Source organism: Streptomyces alanosinicus (assembly GCF_014650595.1).
Lineage (GTDB): Bacteria > Actinomycetota > Actinomycetes > Streptomycetales > Streptomycetaceae > Streptomyces > Streptomyces alanosinicus.
Genome location: NZ_BMVG01000023.1, coordinates 40,371 through 63,610 on the forward strand (window position 1 = coordinate 40,371; position 23,240 = coordinate 63,610).

Below are 23,240 nucleotides of genomic sequence, written 5' to 3' on the forward strand. Positions count from 1 at the left end.
ACGGAGCCGGACCGTGCGGCTGACGACGAGGAATAGAGGAATAGTCGAGTAATGGCAATGTGGGAAAAGGGAGATGACGGGCCGAGCCGCCGGTAGATACTGCCAGAGTGCCGATGAACCTCAAGGACGCACTGGCCGCGCTCGACGCCGACCGCCCCGATGCTCTGCTCGGTCTGCGCGAGTCGCAGTGGCTCGACGCGAAGAAATGCTTCTACAAACTGTCGGTCCCGAAGGCCGTCGAGGAGATCACCAAGGACGTCGCCGCGTTCGCCAACGGAGGCGGGGGCGTGATCGTGTTCGGCATCGGCACTCGCTGGGAGTACGGCGAGGAGATTCTCGACAAGATCGTCGGCTTGGATCCAGCTGACGTCAACCCCGATCAGATCCGCAAGGTGCTGCTCCAGCGGATCAAGCCCTTCGTACGAGGCATACGAATCGGCTGGTCCGGCCCTGAGGACAAACCGCGGGTGGCATTCCTCCACATCCCGGCCCAGGAGCCCGGTCAACTGTTCGTCGTGCCGGCCATGACGGGTGGTAGATCCGGCGCACCTCCGTCGGACGCTCTCGCGGTGCCGGTACGCGACGGCGACCTCACGCACTGGCTACCGCGGACCGAGATCCAGCAGCTGCTCGCCGCAGGTGTCAGGGCTTCCACCATGCCCACCCCCGAGGCCCTCGCAACGCTCGTACAGGAGGCGGTGGCTCGGGCCGCGCCCTCGACTGAGGATCGGTCCGCGTCACAGACGGCCGGGCGGGACGGAAACGCGGACCTCGTGGACGAGGACCGCGCCCCATTGGAGGGGTACCTCGCCGATGTCTGCCGCCGCGCAGAGGCTGAGGCTTGCGGACCCTACGTCGCCCAGTCAGTGGTGAACTGGCGCGACGGGCCACCCGTCGACCGTTCGACGGCCCAGCCGGCGAGCGTCGCCGTCTTCACGACCGCGCCGCTCGTGGTGGTGCTCGGTGATCCCGGTGGCGGCAAGACCGAGCTCCTACGACGTCACCGGCTCGACGTATGCCGCCAGTGGCGGGCCGGAGTGCGGTCTGCCGCGCTGCCGGTGCTGATTCCCGCTACTGCGCTCAGCGAAGCGCCACTCGAGGCGCCGTTCTTCGCTCGCCCACCCGCGCCCGGCTCTCACTGGCTTGTTCTGCTCGACGGCCTCGACGAGATCACCAACGCAGAGGTACGCCGGGAGGCGCTGCGGGACATGGTTCGATGGGTCGCAGAACGGCGAGAGACCCACCGCCTCGTGGTCGCCACGCGGTACCTGTCCAAGCAGGAGCTGAGCGATCTGCAGGAGGCGGCGCCCGTCTGTTTCGAGCTCTTGCAGTTCGAGGCGGGTGACGTCCGGGAACTGGCCGCGGCGCGGCTCGGTCCTGAGCAGGTCGACGGCCTCATGGCTGCGATCGACAAGACAGATCTCGGCGACCTGGTCAGGCTGCCGATGATCGGCGCCATGCTCTGCGAGCTGTACCAGGCCGATTCCAAGCAGCCTTTGGGTGACACCCGTGGGGCCATCTACGACGCCTTCATCGACCGGCTGATGGTAACCACGCCTCGCACCGATACCCGGCCGGAGCATCACGCGGGCAAGCGAAGCGACGTAGGGTCACCGGTCTGGTACAGCCCCGCATTGGGGGAACGCGTTGCCGTTCTGGGCTCGCTGCCGCCCGCGCAGCTTCGTACGCTGCTGGCGAAGGTGGCCGTCACTCGCCGACGGCAGAGCAGCCCCGTCCGGTCGGTCATGGACATCCTGCTGGAGCAGCCGCTCACGAAGCTGCCGGAAGGAGTGCGGATCAAGCGGTGGAGGGAGGAGCTCATCGCATGCTTCCGGCGCAGCGGGGTGCTCCAGCAGCAGGGCGGGGAGCTGGAGTTCGCGCATCGCACGTACGAGGAATTCCTGGCCGCCTGGACTCTCGGCGATCCGTGCGAGGGCGGCCTGGCGGAGCTGCGACGCGCCCTCGACAGCCACCGGCTCCGGCTCTGGCCCTGGCGGGCGGCATCTGGTTACCGCCCCGTGGGCGCCTGGGGTCAACGAGTGTGGGCGGCTGATGAAGGGGGAAACCTGTCGTATCTCGGCTTCCTCATCGACCGGCTCGCTGACGCCGCCACGACGGAGCTCGACAAGCTGCCGCCATCTGGCGGCATCAGTGGCTGCACGTTCCTCGCCGCCCTGAAGCGGCTCGGCACCTACCTCCCGGACGACGTGCAGGCCCAGGCAGTGGACAAGCTCAAGCGCCATAGCGAGGTTGGTGGAAGGAGCCTGTTCGGCGCCTCGATCGACGTCGACGCAGTGAATCAGCTGGATCCGGGCTCCGTGCCGATGGCCGAGGCCCTCGCCGCCCTGGCGATCGACGATTCCCGGGTCGATGCGGCCCGTTCACTGCTCGCCTTCGCCGAGAGCCGGGCCGAGGGCCTGGCGGCACTGCGGAATCTGGCCCGATCACCGAGGCTGACCAGTCTGCAAGGCCAAGTTACGGCGGCGACGGCGATGGTCGACGCCTACGACGAAACCGGCCTCGATCTGATCGTGGACCTGGCGTCCGATCCAGGCCTGGACGACGGCACCCGGCTCGGCATCGCATGGCAGCTCACCCAGCTTCGCCGACAACGCGGTCTCGATCTCCTGAACAGCTGGATCGACGCCCGTGCCGGGGACGAGTTCTGGTTCAAGGCGGCGCTCACCGTGGTCGAGATCGACGAGACATACGGCGTCGAGCGGATGAAAGCCATCGCCGACGATCCCGCCTGTCCCGCCCTGAAGCGGATCAACGCGGCCTATGTGGTCGCGCTCCACCACGATCCTCGAGGCGCCGAGGACCTCCTGCTCTTCGCCCGCGACCCCGATCTGGAAGAGGACCTGCGCGTGGCTGCGGTGCATCTCGTGGCCAGGGTCGGCCATCCATCGGCGATCGCGGTGCGCGAAGAGCTGGCCCAGGACCCGAACCTGACACCCCGGGGCCGGAAATCCCTACGCCGGCTGGCCTCAGCCGAGTAGCAACCTGAGCAGACGTCTGTGGGCGGTCTTCAAGGAGCCCGACGCGTCGCCCGGATCAACATCCAGGCGACGCGTCACAACAGGGCGAACGTTGCTTGATGCGGCACGGCCTCGCGCGCAGGGTGGTGGACTACAGGAGGGCGTATTCGATGGCCGTCGCGTACGGGGCGGCCAGAAGGCCGTACTCCGTCGCGGACGCGTCCGGGCTGACCTTGACGTACTTCGGGCCGTCCTGCGCGGCATGGGCGGTGGCGTCGGTGCTGCCCCCGCCGCTGACAGAGAGCAAGATGGCGACGAGCAAACTGGCGCCGAGCATGGCAGAAGTGCGGAGCCTCATCAGTTCCCCCGTGGATGAGTTGGGCTCGGGTCTGTATGAAGCCTCATACGTGCCAAGGCAGTTGACTACACGCTGATCGGCAGGTGTTCGGGCATGTCCTACTTGTCGTCGGCCACCCGCGCCGAGTAGAGCATGCCCTCGCCGTCGCGTCAGGGCTTGGACACTGGTTCCTGGAGTTCGGTCACCCATTCGTCCACGTTCTCCGGGCACTCCAGGTTGATCTCCCGGGGGTAGCCGGTGGAGCGGTAGCCGTTGGCGTCGATCCAGCGGCCCAGGGCCTGGACGGTCGGCAGGATGGCGTCCATCGAGCCGTGGTGCATGATGGTCGCGGCCTGCTCGACGGGCGGCAGGTCCACGATCCGCAGCCCATCGTCGTCTCCGAGGGGTGCGGAGACCTCGACGCCGGCGTGGACGAGGATGCCGCCGTCCGGGGCGTCCTCGTAGTACGCGATGCCCGGCCCGGTCGGCGCGATGCCGGCCTCCTGGAGGCGGCGGAACAGCTCTTCGTACAGCGGCTGGATGACTGGAGTGATGGTGTCGAAGTCCGGTGCCACACCGGTCAGTTCCGCTACCCGTACGGACGGCAGGCTCTTGATGACGACGTCGTTGCCGGGCATGTGCCCCTCGCTCTCGATCATTCGAAGCCTCGTCTCGACCTGGGCCAGCCGGGTGGCCGTTGACGTCATCGCCGCCTCCAGCTCGGCGCGGCGTAGCCGGAGCATGCCGCGCAGTTCCTCGGTGGTGACCTTCTCGCTGAGGATCTTCTGGACCTGCTGGAGGGTGAAGCCGAGGTCCTTGAGCGCGATGATCCGGTTGAGCCGGGCGAGCTGGGCAGCGGTGTAGTGACGGTAGCCGCTGGCGGGATCGACGTGGGCCGGGCGCAGTAGTCCGGTGGCGTCGTAGTGACGCAGCATCCGGACCGATACACGGCCGTGCCTGGCGAAGGCTCCGATGGTGAACATGATGGCTCCGAGTTGATCGCCTGACACGGTGTGAGGGTCAAGAACCCACGCCCCCCAGTCTGCCTCCGACGTCACTCCGCAGCCGAAGGCGCCGTGCGCGAGACCCTCAAGCCCCGTGCGGGTAGGCAGACGTGGTGTCGCCCGCCCGGCCGGACGGATGCATCGCGTGGTCCCCGTGCCTGGCAGTGGGAGTGTCCGGGCAGCTCTAGGCGGAGGCAACGCGCCCCGCTGGGTCTGCTCAGGGAGAGGGGAAGTCATGACCACGAAGACAAGGATCAGAGGCTTTACCGGACGACTCGGTCGAGCGGTCGTCGCCGTCGGCGGTGCCCTCATTCTGGCCACAGCCCTCGGTACCAGCTCGCACGCAGCGACCGGAACACTCACCTACGTGCGGGCCGACACCGGCGGGATGTCGAGCTTCGATGACCCGAGTGACGGGTTCTGCTACTTCGTCGGCGGTGGAGCGCTGAGCGCCCACAACGACACCAACTCGACCGCGCTCTTCTTCGCCGACTCGTTCTGCGACCCCAACCAGTTCGTGGGCGCGGCGCAGCCGGGACAGGGCGTGACCTTCACGTCCCAGGCGCCGCTGAGCGTACGGTTCGGCGGCTGAGCCACTCCCCCGGGCCCGCCGCACGCGCGGTAGGCCCGAGGTCTGTCCGGTGGATCGACATGCATCCACCGGGCAGACCCTCGCGGCACGGACTGCGTTACGGAACGACGATCCCCCTTCGATACGAGACGGTCAGGTCACTTCGACCACATCGATCCGCCTCGGCCTCCGCCGCCCTCCGACAACAGCCCAGCCGGCTCGGCGAGTTCAGCGGCGTGGCCGATATCGCCGGACACATCGTGTCGCGCCGCCGGGCAGGGCTCACTCCGATCACTCCGTTCCTCAGCCGTCCCACGTCCAGTCGGCCACCTCGGGCAGGTCCGTGCCGTGCTCGCGGATCCAGGCGTGGTGGCGTTGTCGTACGTCCTCCATGCTCTGGCGTACGGCCGCCGCGCGGACCGCGAGGCCGGGAACGCGGTCGATGACATCCATGACCAGGCGGTAGCGGTCGAGGTCGTTGCGGACGACCATGTCGAAGGGGGTCGTCGTGGTGCCGATCTCTTTGTAGCCGCGTACGTGCAAGTGGTGGTGACCGGTACGCCGGTAGGCCAGTCGGTGGATCAGCCATGGGTAACCGTGGTACGCGAAGATCACCGGCTTGTCGGCGGTGAGCAGTCCGTCGTACTCGAAGTCGTTCATCCCGTGCGGGTGTTCCGCGCTCGGCAGCAGCCGGGCGATGTCCACGACGTTCACCACGCGCACGGCCAGCTCCGGCAGGTTCCGGCGGAGCAACTGGGCCGCGGCCAGCACCTCTTGGGTCGGTACGTCCCCCGCGCAGGCGAGGACGACGTCGGGCTCCCGCGAGCCGTCCTCGGTTCCGGCCCACTCCCAGATGCCCGCGCCGCGCGCACAGTGCGCTTTCGCCTGCTCCATCGACAGCCAGTCGAAGCAGGGCTGCTTGCCTGCCACGATCACGTTGACGTAGTCACGGCTGCGCAGCGCGTGGTCGGCCACCGAGAGCAGCGTGTTGGCGTCCGGTGGGAAGTAGACCCGGACGGCCTCGGGGCTCTTGTTGAGGATGTGGTCGACGAAGCCGGGGTCCTGGTGGGAGAAACCGTTGTGGTCCTGGCGCCACACATGCGAGGTCAGCAGGTAGTTGAGCGAGGCGACGGGGGCCCGCCAGGGCAGCCGGCGCGTGGTGCGCAGCCACTTGATGTGCTGGTTGACCATCGAGTCGACGAGGTGCACGAAGGCCTCGTAGCAGGAGAACAGCCCGTGCCGTCCGGTGAGGAGGTAGCCCTCCAGCCAGCCCTGGCAGGTGTGTTCGGACAGGATCTCCATCACCCGGCCGTGCCGGTCCAGGTTTTCGTCGACCGGGAGGGTCTCGGCCTGCCAGGCCTTGCCGCTGGCCGCGTAGACCGCCTGAAGCCGGTTGGAGGCGGTCTCGTCGGGGCCGACCAGCCGGAAGTCGCGGCGGCCGGCGGTGGCGGCCATGACGTCCTGGAGCAGGCCGCCGAGGACACGGGTCGGTTCGTGCAGGGTGGCGCCGGGCTTGTCGACGGCGACGGCGTACCGCTCCAGTGGCGGCAGGGGCAGTTCACGCAGCAGCAGGCCGCCGTTGGCGTGCGGGGTCGCGCCCAGCCGACGGGCCCCTTCAGGAACGCAGGCCAGCACCTCGGTGCGCGGGGCGCCGTGCTCGTCGAACAGTTCCTCGGGGCGGTACGAGCGAAGCCACTGCTCCAGCTGCCGCAGGTGCTCGGGGTTGTCCCGCACGGCCGCCAGCGGCACCTGGTGGGAACGCCAGGTGCCCTCCACGGGCAGGCCGTCGACCTCCGCGGGGCCGGTCCAGCCCTTCGGGGTACGCAGCACGATGACCGGCCAGCGGGGCCGATCGGTGACACCCTCCCGGCGGGCGGCACGCTGGATCGCCGCGATGCGGTCCACGACGGTGTCCATGGCCTGCGCCATCGCTCGGTGTACGACGGCGGGGTCGTCGCCGGTGACGTGGATCGGGTCGTGGCCGTAGCCCCGCAGCAGTGCGTCCAGCTCGGCCTCGGGGAGCCGGGACAGCACGGTCGGGTTGGCGATCTTGTACCCGTTGAGGTGCAGGATCGGCAGCACCGCTCCGTCGTCGACCGGGTCGAGGAACTTGTTGGAGTGCCAGGACGCGGCCAGCGGCCCGGTCTCCGCCTCGCCGTCGCCGATCACACAGGCGACCAGCAGGCCGGGGTTGTCCAGCGCGGCGCCGTAGGCGTGGGAGAGGGAGTAGCCGAGCTCGCCGCCTTCGTGGATCGAGCCGGGGGTCTCGGGCGCGATATGGCTCGGTACCCCGCCGGGGAAGGAGAACTGCCTGAAGAGCCGTGCCATGCCCGCCGCGTCCCGTGAGATGTCGGGGTACGTCTGCGCGTAGGAGCCCTCCAGCCAGGAGTTGGCGAGCACCGCCGGCCCTCCGTGGCCGGGCCCCCAGATACACAGGGCGTCCAGGTCACGGGCCTTGATCACCCGGTTGAGGTGGGTGTACACGAGGTTCAGGCCCGGTGACGTGCCCCAGTGGCCCAGCAGACGCGGTTTGATGTGCTCCGGGCGCAGTGGCTCGGTCAGCAGGGGGTTGGCCATGAGGTAGATCTGGCCGACGGAGAGGTAGTTCGCCGCGCGCCAGTGGGCGACCAGCGACCTCAGCTCATCCTCGTCCAACTGGGCGGGCGTCTGCCGCGTGTCGACGGACATCGGGATTCCTTTCCAGGCCGGGGCAGCGGTCCGGTGGCGTACGTGCCGACTCGGATTCGGGTGTCCCACCCTCCACGGCCGCGGCGGGCCCCGACAGGGCCGTTCGGGCCACACCCATGGAAAAGAACCCGAACTGCCCTGGTTCCGGTGCCGTTTGGCCCACGGCCAGCTCGACCATGCGGATGACCGCCTCGGTCGGCGGAGCACCGGGCGTACCCCCGGCGTCGTTGCCCCTCGGTGCTCCGAAGCCGCTGCTGCCGACAGGTGAGGTCACGGCGCTGAGCTCCCCTGCGGCGAAGGATTCGGATACACGCGCGTGTCTCTCGAAGGCACTCCCGTGTTTCCCGGAGTGCGCGGCTCCTCACCCGTGAGTACGGTGGCGTTCTGGTGTCCGACCTGGGGGACGGAGCGGGGAGACGGCATGGCCGGCAAGGAGGCGGTGAGCCTGCCGCGGAAGGTGTACGAGAAGGAACTGCTGCGTCTGCAGGCCGAGCTGGTGAAGCTGCAGGAGTGGGTGAAGGCCGAGGGCGTCCGGCTGGTCCTCGTCTTCGAGGGGCGGGACGCGGCGGGCAAGGGCAGCACCATCAAGCGGGTCACCGAGTACCTCAATCCGCGGGTGGCACGCATCGTGGCCCTGCCGAAGCCGACGGAGCGCGAGCGCACCCAGTGGTACTTCCAGCGGTACGTCGAGCACCTGCCCGCCGCGGGCGAGATCGTGCTGTTCGACCGCTCCTGGTACAACCGGGCCGGTGTCGAGCGCGTGATGGGCTTCTGCACCCAGGAGGAGTACCGCCTCTTCCTGCGGCAGTGCCCGATCTTCGAGCGGATGCTGGTGGAGGACGGGATGCTGTTGCGCAAGTACTGGTTCTCGGTGAGCGACGCCCAGCAGCAGGAACGGTTCCGGCACCGCTTGGAAGACCCTCTGCGGCGCTGGAAGCTGTCGCCGATGGACCTGGAGTCGATCACCCGCTGGGAGGCCTACTCCCGGGCCAAGGACGAGATGCTGGTCCACACCGACATCTCCGAGGCGCCCTGGTACATCGTGGAGAGCGAGGACAAGCGACGGTCCCGGCTGAACATGATCGCCCACCTGCTGGCCTCCGTGCCGTACCAGGAGGTGCCGCCACCGGTGCTGGAGCTGCCGCCGCGGCCGCCGTCGACAGGCTACGAGCGCCCACCGCGCGATCTGCAGACCTACGTACCCGACCACGCGGCGAGTCTCTGACCAGCCGGTCGGCTCGCTCACGCCGCCGGCACACCCCTGCATCGGCCGGGATGTCCCGCAAGGCAGCTGCCGGCCACCGGCGAACAGGTCGAAGGGCTGAGGGCCTGGCCGCCGTATGAACCGCCGTATGAACCCTTGTGCCCCGTCGTGCCGGCCTGGGCGAGATGGAATCGCACCAGGTCCTTCGTGCCGACGAACGGTTCGCCGGCGCCCGACGCGAAGAGCGCCGCGGTGGCGAAGGTGCCTCCATGCGATGGCGGGGGCAGAATTGGTTGGTGAGGAGAGCGACGGTGATCGGAAATGTCCCTGCAGCACCTGGTCCCACGCCCATGCCTTCGTGACGCCGCGCGACTCGTGCTGGTCGGTGCTCTGGCGGCCGCCCTGACGCTGGGCGCCGGTCCGGCCCGGGCGGCCTCCGCGGGCCACGTTTCGACGGTCGACGCGGCCACCCACCAGATGACCGTCACGGATCACGGCCGGACGGTGATGACCTTCACCGCGGGCTTCGGAAAGCCCGGCTTCCGTACCCCGTCCGGAACATTCCATGTGCTGGGCAAGGACGAGGTCATCACGATGACATCGTGCAGCGCGAACATCACATGCGATCCACGCAGTCCCAACTACTACGTCCTCACGGTCCACTGGGCGGTGCGGCTGACCAGTTCCGGCGTGTTCATTCACGCGGCGCCCTGGGACCACGCCATCGGCCAGGCCGACACCTCCCATGGCTGCATCCACCTGAGCACGGCGGACGCCCACCGCTTCTACGATTTCAGCCGCACCGGCGACACCGTGATCGTCAAGAACACCGGCGGCCTCACCGGCAACCCGAGCGGCCCGTAGCGCCCCCTACGCCTCGGCGAAGGATCCGCGGGCTTCAGTCGTAGCTCCTCTGCGGATCATTCCAGCTTGATCAACTCATCGGGGCCTCTGCCACGGGCATGGATCGGAAGGGGGCGGACATGGAGAGCAGTTGCGGTCCCGGCCACGGTCCGGCCCCGTGCCCGGACGCGCTCCCCCGTGCCTGACGGGAGCCGTATCACCGTCTGACAGACGGTTGTCGAGGGCGTACAGGGAGACCACCTCCTTATCAACGTGCGGCAGATCCGAACCGTCCTGGGACACGGCATCCCGGCCCATGCCCTGCTGCCCCTTCAGCATCGTGCTGATCTCTGTGGCATGTCCGCTCTGCCGCCGCCGACTGCGCCGCCGCCGTAGCGGCCGGCGCCCGACCCCTGCGAAGGAGGACACCGCCACGCGCCTCCCCGGAAGCCTCACCCCCGCGCCCTGCCCGACCGGCAGGATCTACCCAAGCGTCCGGCTGACCTTGGACGACGGCGTCGGACGCACATACCTGCTCGATCCCCGCGCCTGCGCCGGAACCCGGTGCGGAACGTATGAGCCGCGCGTTCATCTGGCCCACGTCCTCGCCCGGCAGGGACACCGCCCCGACTGGCTCGCCGAGTTCACCGGCCTTCCGCCGGCGGCAGCACGGCGCATCGCCGATGTCGCTGCACCTCACTGACCCGCGGACCCGCACACCATCCATGCCCCTGGCCGACCCGCCCGCCCCTCCCCCGCGTTCCCAGAGAGCCGACATAGCTCCCCGAACACGCTCCACCGGAGGCAACCGCCCATGCCGGTCTTCACTCACCACCCACTGCGCCACGCCGCCACCCACTCGCACAGCATCCGGCAGTCCGTGCATGCCCTCTTCATCGGCCTTCTCCGCCGTATCGCCGACAGCCCGCTGGAGCAGCCCGTGCTCCACGCACTCGAAGCCCGGGCCTGCGACCGGCACCTGGTGCCGCCCGGCGACGGCCACACGCCCACTGGCATGTGCCGCCTCCTACGTCGACGCCCTCAGCCTCGTCGAAGTCCCCAGGCCGCCTTGTCATACCGGGTGGCGACGCCCCCCACGCCTTGAGTTTGTTGATCAGGACCTCGACGGTGTTCCTCTCCCTGTAGAGGCCGACGTCGTGGCTGACAGGCCGACCACCCATCGAGCGATACCGGTAGCCGGCAGCTGCCGAGGAGGCGTTTGCCGTCAGGGAGTTTGCCGTGCGGAGATGAGGGCGATCTCGACCAGGTGCACGTCGGGGGGTGCGGCAAGGACGTAGCAGACCTGTGCGGCAACATCGGCTGGGTCCAGCGCCTGCTCCTCATGCCAGCGCGCTGTTGCTTCGCGCAGCTGAGGATCGCTGATGTATTCACCACGGTTAGTCAGCACCATGCCGGGCGAGAGCACCGTGACCCGGATCCCGCAGCCGTGTAGTTCGTGACGGAGGCCGTCACTGATGGCGCGCACCGCGTGTTTTGTTCCCGCATAGACACCGGATTCCGCGCTGGGCTCCTGCCGCCCACTCATGGAGCTGATATTGATCAGCTGCCCGCATCCGCTTCGTGTCAGGAAGGGAACGGCCGCCTGGGAAGCAGTGAGCAGCCCGAGGATGTTCAGCTCGACCATGTCCTGCCAGTCGGCGTACCGGCCGTCGCGCACCGCACCGAGCCGGAAACTCCCGGCGTTGTTCACCAAGGCGTCAAGGCCGCCGAGTTCGTCGCCGGCGGCCTCGACGGCCCGCGGCACCGCGTGGGGGTCTCGGAGGTCTGCTGGAATGGGCCGGGCGCCGGTCTCGCGAGCGATCGCCCGGAGCCGTTCGCCGTCCCTGGCGAGGACGGCGACATGTGCACCCTGGCTCGTCAGGGCGCGAGCCGTCGCCGCGCCGATGCCGGCGGAGCCGCCGGTGATGAGGACCTTGCGCCCGCTGAGCGCCATGTTCGCCTCCGTGTCGAATTCCCGTTTACCAAGGCGACCGCTATCCACATGGACGTACCCGTTGAGGTATTTGCCCCTGGGGCGGATGGGCGAATTGTTAGTCGCCGTCTTCGAACGTGTACGTGTGGCCTAGCGATGCAGCGCTCCGAGCAGAGCTCTGGCGAGGCGTCAGCGGGTACCGAGTCCCGCGAACAGGTCACGCGTCAGCCGTGTGTGCGGGTGATTCGGGCCCAGGACACGGTCCCGCGCACGCAGCACCTCCTGCACGATGGGCAGCGCGGCGTTCCGGTCGCCGGTCACTGCCGTCCATCGGCCCAACTCGTGCTGAGTCAGCAAGGTCCGGGGGTGGTGCGCACCCTGGACCTCCTTACGCACAGGCCACAAGTCGTGCAGCATGGCCAGCGCTTTGTCGGGCGCTCCTGCCTCGCCGATCCACTTGGCAAATTCGTGACGGGTCGTCAGCATGCTGATGTGCCGGGGACCCAGCGCACGCTCACGCCGAGGTACGAGTTCATCGAACAGCTCCGCCGCCTCTTCGGCCTCACCGATTTCACCGGTCCGGCGAGCGATTTCGTGCCGGGTTGTGAGGGTGTCCGGATGCTCGGGGCCCTGGTGCTCGATACGAATGTCCAGAAGTTCTCGAAACTGTGTCAGCGCGGTGGCGGGATCGCCTCCCTCTCCGATCCAGTACGCAAGTCGATGCCTGGTCAGCAGGGTATCGGGATGCGTCGGACCCAATGCCCGCTCACGTACGGGAAGGAGTTCCCCGCTCAATTCGACAGCCAGGCCGAAGTCGCCCGACTCGCCCGTCCAGTAGGAAATGTTCTGGCGGCAGTGCAGGGTTCCGGGGTGTTCAGGGCCGGCCACACGTTCCCAGTCCGGGAGGTAGGCACGGAATGCGTGCAGCGCGGTGAGAAAGTGGCCGCCCTCAGCCAGCCAATGCGCGTGGATATCCCTCGCGGTGAGGGTTTCCAGGTGTTCCGGTCCGTATACGCGCTCGAAGACGGGCAGCAGTTCACCGAGGGCGGTGGCGGCGAGAGCCGGGCTTTTCTGTTCACCGAGACGATCAGCCTCGTCCCGTTGCGCAAGGAGGTCTTGCGTATCGCAGACCATCGAAACAAATGCAGGGTGGTCGGTCTTCTGCGGATCGGACTTCTCGACCGGCCCGTCCCCCAGCCTGGACCGTACCCACTCGACCAGGCCCGGCATCGCGGCTTCGATCATCCAGAGGACCTCGACGAAGTCAGCCTCCTGCCCGTAGTAGGGGTCGGGCACACCGTCTGCGCCGCCATCCCTTTCGCTGCACCCCGGCGAGAATGACCGCAGGAGTCGGATCCGTTCGTCCGCCTCGGGGGTTCCGCCGTCCGCCGTCCGGCTCTTCGCCACTCCGAGACGTTCTTTGAGTACGGCTACATGGTGGGAATCCATGGCCACGAAGACATCCGCGTCGAGGTCGCGTTCCCCCAGTTGGGAAGCTACGTGGTCGACAGGATATCCGTGTGCCGATAATACGCGGGCGGCACGTTCATCGATACGCTTTCCGGTGTGCCAGGTGCCAACCCCTGCACTGGTTACGGAGACGCGGTCAGCGATTCCGGCCCTGCGCAAACGCTCCTGGAACACTAGCGCCGCCATGGGTGAGCGACAGATATTCCCGGTACAGATGAAGGATATGTGCATTGATCGACTCCGTAGGTGGCGCCACCACAGACAGACTAAGAATTTCCCCAGAAATCCGAAAGAAGGATGCGCTTGAGATACCTGTCCGGATCGGAGAAAGCATTTCTGCCGTGCAGCACACTCCAGTAACTATCTTGCCGCTGTGATGCGTAACGGGTTTCCCCAAGCGGGCAGCGAAGGCGACGTAGTCGAAATCATCTATCGAGATTCCCGTTATACGCGAGTAGCCGTTTTCGGCAATGCGACTTAAGCTAATAGGCGAGTGTGGACATTGTGTCACGCTTTAACCTCCAGCTTACGCACCCCAACGTTGTTGATCTTATGTTTCGTCAGGCTCTCCAGTCAAGAGTGCCGGGCGAACTCGACAGGGCCGCCAGTAAGCAGCAAGCTGACTCGTGACGTTCCGTCATGAGTCGCAATCCGCACGACCCCGCACCGACACACCCAAATCGGCCGCATTCCAGGTATTGACTGCATGCGCCACGTACCGAAGGATGAACTCCCGCAGAGGAGCTTCCAGAAGACGGAGTGCCACCTCGTCTCGAAATGGGGTGTTATGCAGCAATTACCAGACTTCCCTTTTGCCTCCGACGGAGCCTTCAACATAGCGGCATGGCGTGAAATTGTGACACGAGCAGCAGCCTCGACAGACCCTCGGATACAGGCGATCTGCCCGTTTGGATTCGAGGTTACCAACGATGCCAGGTTTATTCGCCGAAACCTCAACCGATTCTACGTATATCTAGGCATTCCACCGAATCTCAATCCGTCTGCCGCCTGGTCAGTCGCGTTCGCCGAGCACTTGGGCAAGATCGTATCCGAGTGCGCTCCCGACTACTGGGGTGCGGCTCACTGCAGTCCGGAGAATGAAAGGCTCCCACTGGGGCATGGGTACCGATCGGTCGACATCCGCTCTATTCCCGCCAGCGGTGATCTACTGGAGATGTACGCGCAGTTTATCTGCACCGTTCCGATCGCTATTGCGGACGAAATATGCATAAAGCCCGGGATGTTCGATTCCGAAGGCACTTGTAGGTATTTCTATCAGCTTTCCGTGATGTTCCATCACCTACACTTCGGCCCCTGCGCCGCTCTGTCGCCAAAGGAAATGGACGTTTTGGGGCGCCTGATGAGGGAGATATCGACTCGGGAACAAGAAACCGGGAAGACCGCCGAACTCTCCTCGACTTCGGAACAGCGCGCCGCGGTCCACCGCATCGTCATCCCACAGACCGGGCGCATCCGCGACCACATACAGCGGCTAGCCACAGGGCCGAATAAAGTCACCGTGCGTACGCAGGACATCAATACGCCCCTCACCTGGGATGCGACCCTGCCATTCCCCTTCCTCAACGCCAATATGACAGCGGTCCTGCACGCGTATCGGACCTTCGGCCACCATCTGTGAGACCCGCCAGTCGCAGGATCGGACCCATGAGCACTTGTCGAAAGTTCGGCGTCAACCCGTCGTGCGAGCGGGCGTCCGATGGGAACGGTGCGCTTCACGGAAGAGATCACCGCGTTTCCTACCGTGCACCCCGCTCCGGCGGACGGGGGCCGGCCAGCGGGCGCGCCCACTACAGCCACGCCTCGATTCCCCATGTCTGGAGGCATGGGAGCAACGGGCACCGGGCCGGGAGTGACGCCCCCGTTCGAGGGTGTCGGCGTTTCGGCCAAGTGTGCCTCCACAGAGGGCTCTTGCGGGACAAGGGCCCGTGCAGGGCACACCTTCCGTGAACCGCTCAACGACGGGATTCACCGATCGACCGAAAGACATGTGTTCGAAATCCAGGCGGCGTCGTTGGACCTGTCGACACAGCCACGACCGAGGGGGGACCGACGTTGACATCGGCCGGACCACGCTGCACTGCGCCTCAGGAAGCGCAAGACACGACGACGGACGGGATCTCGGAGGCGGAGCGTGAGCTCTACGGAGGACGGCTCCGCTACGACCAGTCCTATGTCCGACACGAAGGCTCGTTGACCCGGCTGGGATTCGGACGGATGGCGGCAGCACTGCCGCACATGATCGGAATGGTGCTGCGCACCGGCTGGAGCGCGGACCGGCGAGCACTGTCCGGGGTTGTGGCGGCCCAGCTCGGGCAGGGCGTCATGGGCGGGTGGGGGCTCGTGGCGGTCAACAGCGTTCTCACGCGCTTGTTCGCGGACGGCCCAACCGCGCACAAGCTCCGCGACGCCCTGCCATCACTGGCGGTGCTAGCCCTCACAGCGCTGGGGACGGCGTTGCTGTCGGCGTGGTCGACGGCCATGTCCGGCCGGCTGGAACCGCAGGTGGAGCGGGCGGTTTCCACGCGGTACTACACAGCCGTCACACACGTCGAAGTGGAAGCGACCGAGCGGCCGGAAGTCCAGCGCGTCCTGGAGGCAGGCAAGTTCGGCACCGACTCGGCGCGCACCATGCTGCGGTTGTCGGTAGGCGTGGGAAACGTGGTGACCGGCATGGTGGCCGCGGCCGTCGTCCTGGCGTCGCTGCACTGGGCCCTGCTGCCGATGCTGTTGGCGATCGCCCTGCCCAAGGGCTGGGGGGCGGTCCGCTCCGCACGCCGCGACTACATTTCACGGCTGAACTGGGTCGACCACCGGCGGGCGATCGCCTCGCTGCTGAACTACCTGACACGCCCGCACGCAGCCGGGGAGATCCGCGTGCACGCGGCCGGCACCAAGCTGCTGTCCAGCTATGAGGAGATGTCCCGGCAGACGGAGGTCGAACAGCAGCGGCTGGCCCGCGCCCAGGCCACCACGGACCTGGTCGCCGGCGGCTTCGCCGGGCTGGCATCGCTCGCCTGCTACGGGCTGCTGTGGTGGCTGCTGGCGAGCGGGCGGCTGCCGCTCGCCGTCGGCGGAACAGCGGTCATCGCGATCCGCACCTCGACCGCGCGACTCACCTCCCTGGTGCAGCAAGTCAACCGGCTGTACGAGGAACTGCTGTTCCTCACCGACACCGAGAACGCCATCGAGGTCGCCGACAAGAACGCGATCCCTTCCATGGGCAAGCCGCTGCCCTCGCCCGTGCAGACCGTGCGCGTGGAAGACGTGTCCTTCACCTACCCGGGGGCCGACTCGCCGTCCCTGAAAGGGGTGAACGTGCAGGTCCGCCGCGGCGAGGTAACAGCCCTGGTCGGTGCGAACGGCTCGGGGAAGACCACCTTGACCAAAGTGCTGGCCGGGCTTCTGCTGCCCACCGAAGGAAATGTGTGGTGGGAGGCCGGGTCAGGCGAGAAGACCGAACTCCGCGAGACCGACCGTGCGCAGGTCTTCGCGGCCGTCGGGGTTCTCGCTCAGGACTTCCCGCGCTGGGAGATGACCGCCGCCGCGAACGTGGCCATCGGCGCCGGCAATCGCCCCCGGGACATGAACCGTGTCCGTGAGGCCGCCCAGGCAGCAGACGTGTCCACGCTCATCGAGAGCCTGCCGCACGGATGGAACTCGATCGTCTTCAAGGGGTACGAACGCGGCATCCAGCTCTCGGGCGGACAGTGGCAGAAGCTGGTAACCGCTCGCAGCCTGTACCGCAACGCGCCCTTCCTGCTCGTCGACGAACCGACCTCGGCGCTCGATCCGCACGCCGAGATCGCGGCCTTCGAAGGACTGTGGTCCCTGGCTCACAAGGGACATGCCGTCGTGCTGGTCACACACCGGTTGGCGGCGACAGCGAACGCCGACCACATCTACGTACTCGATCAGGGGCGTGTCGCCGAAGAGGGCACGCACGAGCAGCTGATGGCCCAGGCCGACGGCCTCTACCAGCGCATGTTCACCGCCCAGGCAGCCCAGTACGGACACATCCCGCCGACGCCGGACCCATTGCCCACCCAACGACGTGCCTCCCCTTCCCGCCCTGAGAAGGCCGAGGAAGCCCGGTGAAGGACGAGGCCACCCCCGAGCTGGACAGATGCGCAGCCACAGCGTCCCGGCGCGCCAAGCTCCTTGCCGACGCCTCCCCCGGATCCAGCCCGGTGCGCCCACCATCGTTGTGGCACCACACCGACTTCCGGCGGTACCTGACCGGCCAGGCCGCCAGCGTGGCCGGCAGCTCGATCAGCCAGCTGGCCCTCCCCGTGCCGGCCGTGCTGGAACTGGACGCCACCCCTGCCCAGGTCGCCTGGCTCACCTTCCTGGGCCAACTCCCGCCCGCTCTCCTGGCGTTGCACGCCGGAGCACTCGCCGACCGCCACTCCAAGCGGAAGCAGATGATCACCGGAGACCTGGTCAGCGCCGCCGCGCTGGCCAGCGTGCCCGTGGCGGCCGCGCTGGACCGCCTGTCCCTGGCCCAGCTCATGGTGGTCGCGGCGGTGCAGGGCGCGGCGGGTGTGCTGCAGGATGCCGCCGCGATCAGCCTCCTGCCCAGCCTGGTCGACCGGTCCCTGATCCAGCGGAGCAACAGCCGTACCGGAGCCCTGTTCTCGGTCGCGGCCACCGCGGGCAGCAACCTCGGCGCCGGGCTCACCGCGCTCCTCGGCCCGGCCCGGGCGCTGCTCGGTGACGTCGGCTCCTACCTCATCAGCGCCTGGTGCACCGCCCGCATCCAGACACGCGAGACCACCCGGGCGCCGGCAGGAGACCGCCGGCTGCGCGCCGAGATCGGTGAAGGCCTGCGCTACGTGCGCCGTGACCACCAGCTGCGCACGCTGACCCTGGTCAACGCGACCACCTCGGCCGCCCTGACGCTTCTCAATACCCTATGGGCCCTGTACCTGCTCAGGTCCCTCGCGATGAGCCCGACGGCCTTCGGCGTGGTCCTGGGGCTCGGAGCCCTCGGCGCGGCGGCGGGCGCGCTTGCCGCCCCGGCGCTCACGCGACAGTACGGGCCCGGGCCGACGATGCTCGTCGCGCTCGCACTCACCCCGCTGACCCAGATTCCGCTGCTGCTCGCCGCCCCGGGCCTGGCCTGGCAGATCGCCATCGGCGCCGCCCTGTTCGTTCAGCTGTCCTGCGCAGCGGCGGCGGGAACCACTCAGCGCTCCATTCGCCAGGTCGTCACCGCCGAGGGCATGCAGGCCCGCATGCAGGCCGTGAGCACCTGGCTCACCTCAGGCGCCCGGCCGGTGGCCGCCCTGGCCGCGGGCGGCCTCGGGACACGGATCGGCGTACGGCCCACCCTCCTCGTCGGCACCTGCCTGCTCCTCGTCCCCCTCGTGGTCCTCTACCGCTCGCCACTACGCGGCCTCCGCCAGATGCCCGAAGCCCGGCCTGTCCTCTCCCGTTCAGGAGATCCACTCGTGCAACCACCCGTCCCCTCCCCCTCCCCTTCACCCAGCCCCGCCCCTGCCGGGCTCCGCGCAGCGAACCACCCATGACCACCACACCACATCACCCACTGAAGAAGAGCAGTTGAGGAGCGCAACCGTGGGGTACGTCGTCCGTGACCAGTGGCAGCAGCACTACGCCGACGGAAAAGGGTTCCGGCAGCTCGGTGAGCGCGAGCGGGCCCTGCTCGCCGAGCACGTCCCCGTCCCCGAGGGCGGCGGACGGGCGCTGGAGGTCGGCTGCGGCACCGGCAGCCTGGCCGCCTACCTTGTGTCCCTCGGCTACATGGTGGACGCCGTCGACTTCGCCGGCAGCGCCCTCGACCGGGCCCGGGACGAACACGTCGGCACCGAGGGGGTGCGCTGGCTCTGCCTGGACATCGAGTGCGACGACCCGGCAGATCTGCATGAGGACGGCTACGACCTGATCACCCTGCGGCTGATGTACCCGTTCCTGCGCGACCGCAGCCGCGTCCTGCACGGACTCGGTGAGCGGCTGCGGCCCGGCGGCGCGCTCGTGGTCATCACCCCCGTGGTCGAGCACACCCCGGCCGAGCGGCGCGACATCGCCCTCGACGAGGACGAGATCCGCCTGCTCAGCGAAGGGTGGAAGAGAGTCGAGCGGCTGGACGCGGACCAGCTCGCCGTTCTGGTCCTGCGTGACCCCCGCCCCACCGACACCACGGCGGTCGAGAAACGACCCACCACCGGCCACGCTCTGACCGGAGCCCTCGCCGTCGTCACCGACGAAGCCGGCCGGGTCTTGCTCGGCCACTCGCGCCGAGGCATGTGGGAACTGCCCGGCGGAAAGAACAGCGGCTCAGAGTCCTTCGAAGCGGCGGCGGCACGGGAACTGTCGGAGGAGACCGGCCTGACCGCCTCGGCCGCGCACATGGTCACGATGCTGGTCGACGACAGCCACGGTGTGCCGCGGCTGACCGCAGTCGTCCGTGTCATCGCATGGTCCGGCACCGTCACCAACCTTGAGGATCATTTGTTCGACCGGTGGGAGTGGCACGACCTGCATGCCCTTGCCTGCGTCGGTCCTGTGTTCACCCCGGCCGCGCAGGCCCTCAACGCGATCTGGCCCGGCGTCATCCCCCGCCTCCCACCGGTCCACGCCAACCCGCTCGCCGTCGACCAGCCGCCCGTGCCCGGCGAACCGGCCGAAGCCGTCCGGCTGCGCGCACGGATGGCGGACACCGTGATCGCCGGCGGCTGGGCCCCCTCCCCACCCGTCCGATCCGCGCTGCGCACGGTCCCCCGGCACCGTTTCCTTCCCGAGGCCCGGCTGCGGACCGCCTACGACGACAACCGCGCCGTGGTGACCGCGAAGGACTCCACCGGTGCCGCAGTCAGCTCCGTCTCGGCGGCCTGGCTGCAGGCCGACATGATCGAGCAGCTCCGGCTGGAACCCGGGATGGTCGTGCTGGAGGTCGGCTCCGGCGGTTACAACGCGGAGCTGATCGCGGACGTGGTCGGGGAGCGCGGCCGAGTGGTCACCGTGGATGTCGACCCGTATGTGGTGCACCGTACGAGGAGGCTGTGCGCGGAGGCCGGCAGCGGCCGGGTCACTGCCGTTCTCGGCGACGGCGGCCTCGGTGCACCTGCCCACGTCCCGCCGGGCGGGTTCGACGGCGTGGTGATCACCCACAACGCGGCGGACATCGCCCCGGCCTGGCGGGACCAGCTCAAAGAAGGCGGACGCCTGGTCGTACCTCTGGAGGCGGGCGGCTACACCCGCTCCATCACCCTCGTCCGACAGGGTGACGTCCTGCACGCGGAGCACTGGACGTACTGTGGTTTCGTGCGGGACCGAGGTGCCGCCGCCCGCACCGCCCCGACTGCCTCGCTGGCCGACGGTGCGGTCACGGTGCGGTGGGAGGACGGTGGCCCCGGCAACACCTGCGGGCTTGAAGAGGCTTTGCGCGGGCCGCGGCACGAGCTCGCCACCGGTGTCATCGTGCCCGGCGAGTACAGCTTCGAGACCCTGCAGCTGTACGCCGCGACCACCCTGCAAGGGTTCTGCCGCCTGACCACTCCGGAAGAGTCCGAGTTGGTCACTCAGCGGGACGCGGCCGCCATCGTGGCCGACGGCGCGCTGGCCTACCTGACCTACACCCAGATCCACCATGCGCCGGAACCCACCGACTGCCGCTACGAGTTCTGCATCCACGCCTATGGAACGGCCGGGTCCGACCTGGCCGAGCGGTTCGCCACGTGCGTACGGGACTGGGACCGGCACGTGCGCGACAACGGATACCCGCGCCTCACCATCCACCCGGCCGACACCCCCGACCGCGACCTGCCCTCGGGGCACGTCCTGGACAAAGTCGCCTCCCGCCTGGTGTTCCGCTGGCCCGGCGGGCAGACCCATGGCGCTGAAGCGGCCGGCTCGACAGGCCGCCGTCCGCCGTCCGCCGGACATAGCTTCTCTTGCGACGTCAGCGCAGCCGGACCGGCAGGGTGAGCAGGCCGCGGTGTCGGGGGTTGTCCTGCCACTCGACGGTGCGCTCCGGATCGGCGAGGCGTAGACCGGGGAAGCGTCGCAGTACGTGGGCGAAGGCGATCTCGGCCTGAAGGCGGGCCAGCGGTGCGCCCAGGCAGTGATGGACGCCGTGGCCGAACGCCAGGTGCCGGGAGGCGTCGCGGGTGACATCGAACCGGTCGGGGTCGGCGAAGACCTCCGGGTCGCGGTTGGCGGCCGCCAGCGCGATCTGGACGAACTCCCCCGCCGGGATCGTCGTACCGTCGATCGTCACGGGCTCCGTGGTGTAGCGCAGGCTCGCGAGGGCGAACGGGCTTTCGTGGCGCAGGACTTCCTCGGTCAGGGCAGGGATGAGCGAGGGGGTGGCGCGTACGGCGGCGAGCTGCGCGGGGTGGGTGAGCAGGGCGTGCAGTCCGTTGGCGACGAGGTTGACGGTGGTCTGGTGACCCGCGATCACCAGCAGGAACGCCATCGAGGTGACCTCCTGCTCGGTGAGGCGGTCGCCGCCGTCGCGGGCGGCGAGGAGAGCGGAGAGCAGGTCGTCGCCCGGGCAGGCCCGCTTGTCGGCGATGAGCGCGCGCAGTCGCTGCAGCATCGCCTCGGCTGTCGGGACGGACACCTCCCCGTCGCCGCCGTCGCCGCTCACCGTGTGGCCGCGGACCTGGAGGGTCCCGTGCGCGTCGGGGTCCGCGCCCAGCAGGTCGAAGATCACGGCCAGTGGCAGCGGGAGCGCGAACCGGGCGATCAGGTCGATCTCATCGGCCTCGTCCGTCCCGTCGAGGGCGTCGAGCAGCGTCGCGACGTGTGCCTCGATCCGGGGGCGCAGCTGCGCCACCCGCCGTTGCGTGAACGCCTGTTGGACGAGACGTCGTAGGCGCGTGTGGCGGGGCGGGTCGGAGTTGAGCATGTGGCTGGTAAGCCCGCTGCCCGGGCCGCCGACGGGAAGTCCCTCGTGACGGGCGTACACCTCGGTCGCGCCGTCCTTGCTCAGCCGGGGATCGGCGAGGGCCGCGCGGCAGGCGGCGTGCCCCGTGACGACCCACCCGGCCAGGGGTGCGGCGCCGGAGAAGCGGACCTTGCGGACACCGCTTTCCTCGCGCCAGCGCCGGTAGACATCATGGGGGTGGCGGGCGAAGGAGTCGCCCACCGTCTCGGTCGCGGTCTCGCTCTCGTCCGGCGGCTCAGGCAGCGGCACGACGCGCCCTCGTCACCTGGACGTCCTCGACGCCGAGCAGGCCGACGAGGGGAACCTTCGCGGAGGTCTGTTCGGGGCTCACGGCAAGGCCCGCGCCCCGTACCAGGTCCAGGAGCAGCTCGGCGAGCGGCATCACCATGTGCCGGCCCCAGCAGCGCTCGGAGGAGTGACCGAAGGGGAGATAACCCGGCGCGGTGTCGGGGTCGAGGGCCTCCCAGCGCTCCGGACGGAACGCGTGGGGATCCTGCCACAGCTTGGGATCCCTGTGGGAGAGAAGGGGCAGGACGAGGACGTCGTCGCCCGTACCGATGCGTTCGTCGAGGGCGGCGTACTCGGGGGAGGCGTTGCGCAGGATGTTCCAGGACGGCGGCAGCAGCCGCATGGTCTCGCACAGAATGTGCCGGTTCGGCGTGCCGGGGTCGAACGGTGAGCCGAGCCAGAGCGCGTTCGCGACCAGGGTGGAGACCGTGAAGCACACAGGCGCCGCCGCCCTCCGGTACATGCCCATGGCATACCGGCGCTCGTGGTAACCGGCGGCCTCCGCCGTCAGGCCCGCGATGGCGGTCAGCGACTCCCCGCGCCCGCCCGCCCGCCACGGGAGCGCGGCGCCCGCCGCGATCACCGCCCAGGTCAGCTTGGGGGTCAGTTCGAGATTGCGGCTCATCAGGATCCGCAGCCGGTACGGGTCCTGGCCAAGGATCAGGTCCCGCAGGAACAGATGCCCCCTGAGCGGCCACACACCCGACAGATCGACGTCCTCGGGCCGGGGGCGGGGCTTCTTCAGTGCCTCGCGCACATCGCCGCCGATCGTCCGCATCACCGAGGACGCCTCGCCGCGCGAGATCGAGCGTCCGTGCAGCGGTTTGAACGTGGGCCGCTCGGTCTCGGTGGCCCGGCGGGCGGCGAGGATCCGGTCGGCGGCCTCATGCCCGGCGACCCCGACGGTGTCGGGTTCGAGCCGGAACACGTCCTGCCCGAGGTGGTCCCGGACCAGGGCGGCAAGTCGCGGATGGAACAACGTGCGGCGCATG

Annotated in this window: 15 protein-coding genes; 8 read left to right on the plus strand and 7 right to left on the minus strand. The window is 68.6% G+C overall.

All coding sequences use genetic code 11. The features are described from left to right. The first annotated feature begins 113 nt into the window (after positions 1-113). Complete coding sequence (locus IE277_RS47825) at positions 114-2,999, plus strand: RNA-binding domain-containing protein (protein WP_229882132.1); 2,886 nt, start codon at positions 114-116, stop codon at positions 2,997-2,999. Positions 3,000-3,129: 130 nt separating this feature from the next. Here IE277_RS47825 and IE277_RS32410 read toward each other — a convergent pair whose 3' ends face one another. Together IE277_RS32410 and IE277_RS32415 are read right to left on the minus strand one after the other, a co-directional pair. Beyond that, complete coding sequence (locus IE277_RS32410; protein WP_189957285.1) at positions 3,130-3,315, minus strand: hypothetical protein; 186 nt, start codon at positions 3,313-3,315, stop codon at positions 3,130-3,132. Between the two features lie 170 nt (positions 3,316-3,485). Next, positions 3,486-4,298: a MerR family transcriptional regulator gene (locus tag IE277_RS32415; RefSeq protein ID WP_189957286.1), complete on the minus strand. Its 813-nt coding sequence runs from the start codon at positions 4,296-4,298 to the stop codon at positions 3,486-3,488. Between the two features lie 256 nt (positions 4,299-4,554). Here IE277_RS32415 and IE277_RS32420 point away from each other — a divergent pair, with 256 nt between their 5' ends. After that, the gene (locus tag IE277_RS32420) at positions 4,555-4,911 is read left to right on the plus strand and encodes a hypothetical protein (protein ID WP_189957287.1); all 357 of its coding nucleotides are present in this window, start codon (positions 4,555-4,557) and stop codon (positions 4,909-4,911) included. 282 nt (positions 4,912-5,193) lie between these two features. Here IE277_RS32420 and IE277_RS32425 read toward each other — a convergent pair whose 3' ends face one another. Next, positions 5,194-7,578 (minus strand): phosphoketolase family protein, encoded by a 2,385-nt coding sequence (locus IE277_RS32425; protein ID WP_189957288.1) that lies wholly within the window; start codon positions 7,576-7,578, stop codon positions 5,194-5,196. A 421-nt stretch (positions 7,579-7,999) separates the two neighbouring features. On the opposite strand from IE277_RS32425, the gene ppk2 reads away from it, so the two are divergent. Both ppk2 and IE277_RS32435 read left to right on the plus strand, forming a co-directional pair. After that, complete coding sequence (ppk2, locus tag IE277_RS32430) at positions 8,000-8,803, plus strand: polyphosphate kinase 2 (protein WP_189957289.1); 804 nt, start codon at positions 8,000-8,002, stop codon at positions 8,801-8,803. 300 nt (positions 8,804-9,103) lie between these two features. Further along, a complete protein-coding gene (locus IE277_RS32435; RefSeq protein ID WP_189957290.1) occupies positions 9,104-9,646 on the plus strand; it encodes a L,D-transpeptidase in 543 nt (180 codons plus the stop codon). Between the two features lie 1,204 nt (positions 9,647-10,850). Here IE277_RS32435 and IE277_RS32440 read toward each other — a convergent pair. Both IE277_RS32440 and IE277_RS49300 read right to left on the minus strand, forming a co-directional pair. Beyond that, positions 10,851-11,579 carry an SDR family oxidoreductase gene (locus tag IE277_RS32440; protein WP_189957291.1) on the minus strand — a complete coding sequence of 243 codons (729 nt, stop codon included), beginning with the start codon at positions 11,577-11,579 and terminating at the stop codon, positions 10,851-10,853. Between the two features lie 168 nt (positions 11,580-11,747). Then, positions 11,748-13,259: an arsenate reductase/protein-tyrosine-phosphatase family protein gene (locus IE277_RS49300; RefSeq protein WP_189957292.1), complete on the minus strand. Its 1,512-nt coding sequence runs from the start codon at positions 13,257-13,259 to the stop codon at positions 11,748-11,750. A gap of 475 nt (positions 13,260-13,734) precedes the next feature. On the opposite strand from IE277_RS49300, the gene IE277_RS32450 reads away from it, so the two are divergent. The 4 genes from IE277_RS32450 (at position 13,735) to fxlM (ending at position 20,996) form a co-directional block, all read left to right on the plus strand. Then, entirely contained in the window at positions 13,735-14,667 is a 933-nt protein-coding gene (locus tag IE277_RS32450) for a hypothetical protein (RefSeq protein WP_189957293.1), read from the plus strand. Positions 14,668-15,263: 596 nt separating this feature from the next. Next, positions 15,264-17,144 carry an ABC transporter ATP-binding protein gene (locus IE277_RS32455; RefSeq protein WP_229882124.1) on the plus strand — a complete coding sequence of 627 codons (1,881 nt, stop codon included), beginning with the start codon at positions 15,264-15,266 and terminating at the stop codon, positions 17,142-17,144. Continuing rightward, the gene (locus tag IE277_RS32460) at positions 17,141-18,577 is read left to right on the plus strand and encodes an MFS transporter (RefSeq protein WP_229882125.1); all 1,437 of its coding nucleotides are present in this window, start codon (positions 17,141-17,143) and stop codon (positions 18,575-18,577) included. The genes IE277_RS32455 and IE277_RS32460 overlap by 4 nt, the downstream gene beginning before the upstream one ends. 49 nt (positions 18,578-18,626) lie before the next feature. Then, on the plus strand, positions 18,627-20,996 hold the full coding sequence (gene fxlM / locus IE277_RS32465) for a methyltransferase, FxLD system (RefSeq protein WP_189957295.1): 2,370 nt from the start codon (positions 18,627-18,629) through the stop codon (positions 20,994-20,996). Here the strand turns inward: fxlM and IE277_RS32470 are convergent. Both IE277_RS32470 and IE277_RS32475 read right to left on the minus strand, forming a co-directional pair. Then, on the minus strand, positions 20,971-22,209 hold the full coding sequence (locus IE277_RS32470; protein WP_229882126.1) for a cytochrome P450 family protein: 1,239 nt from the start codon (positions 22,207-22,209) through the stop codon (positions 20,971-20,973). The genes fxlM and IE277_RS32470 overlap by 26 nt on opposite strands. Beyond that, on the minus strand, positions 22,196-23,239 hold the full coding sequence (locus IE277_RS32475) for a cytochrome P450 (protein ID WP_189957296.1): 1,044 nt from the start codon (positions 23,237-23,239) through the stop codon (positions 22,196-22,198). Before IE277_RS32475 ends, IE277_RS32470 begins: the two co-directional genes overlap by 14 nt. Between the last annotated feature and the right edge of the window lies 1 nt (position 23,240).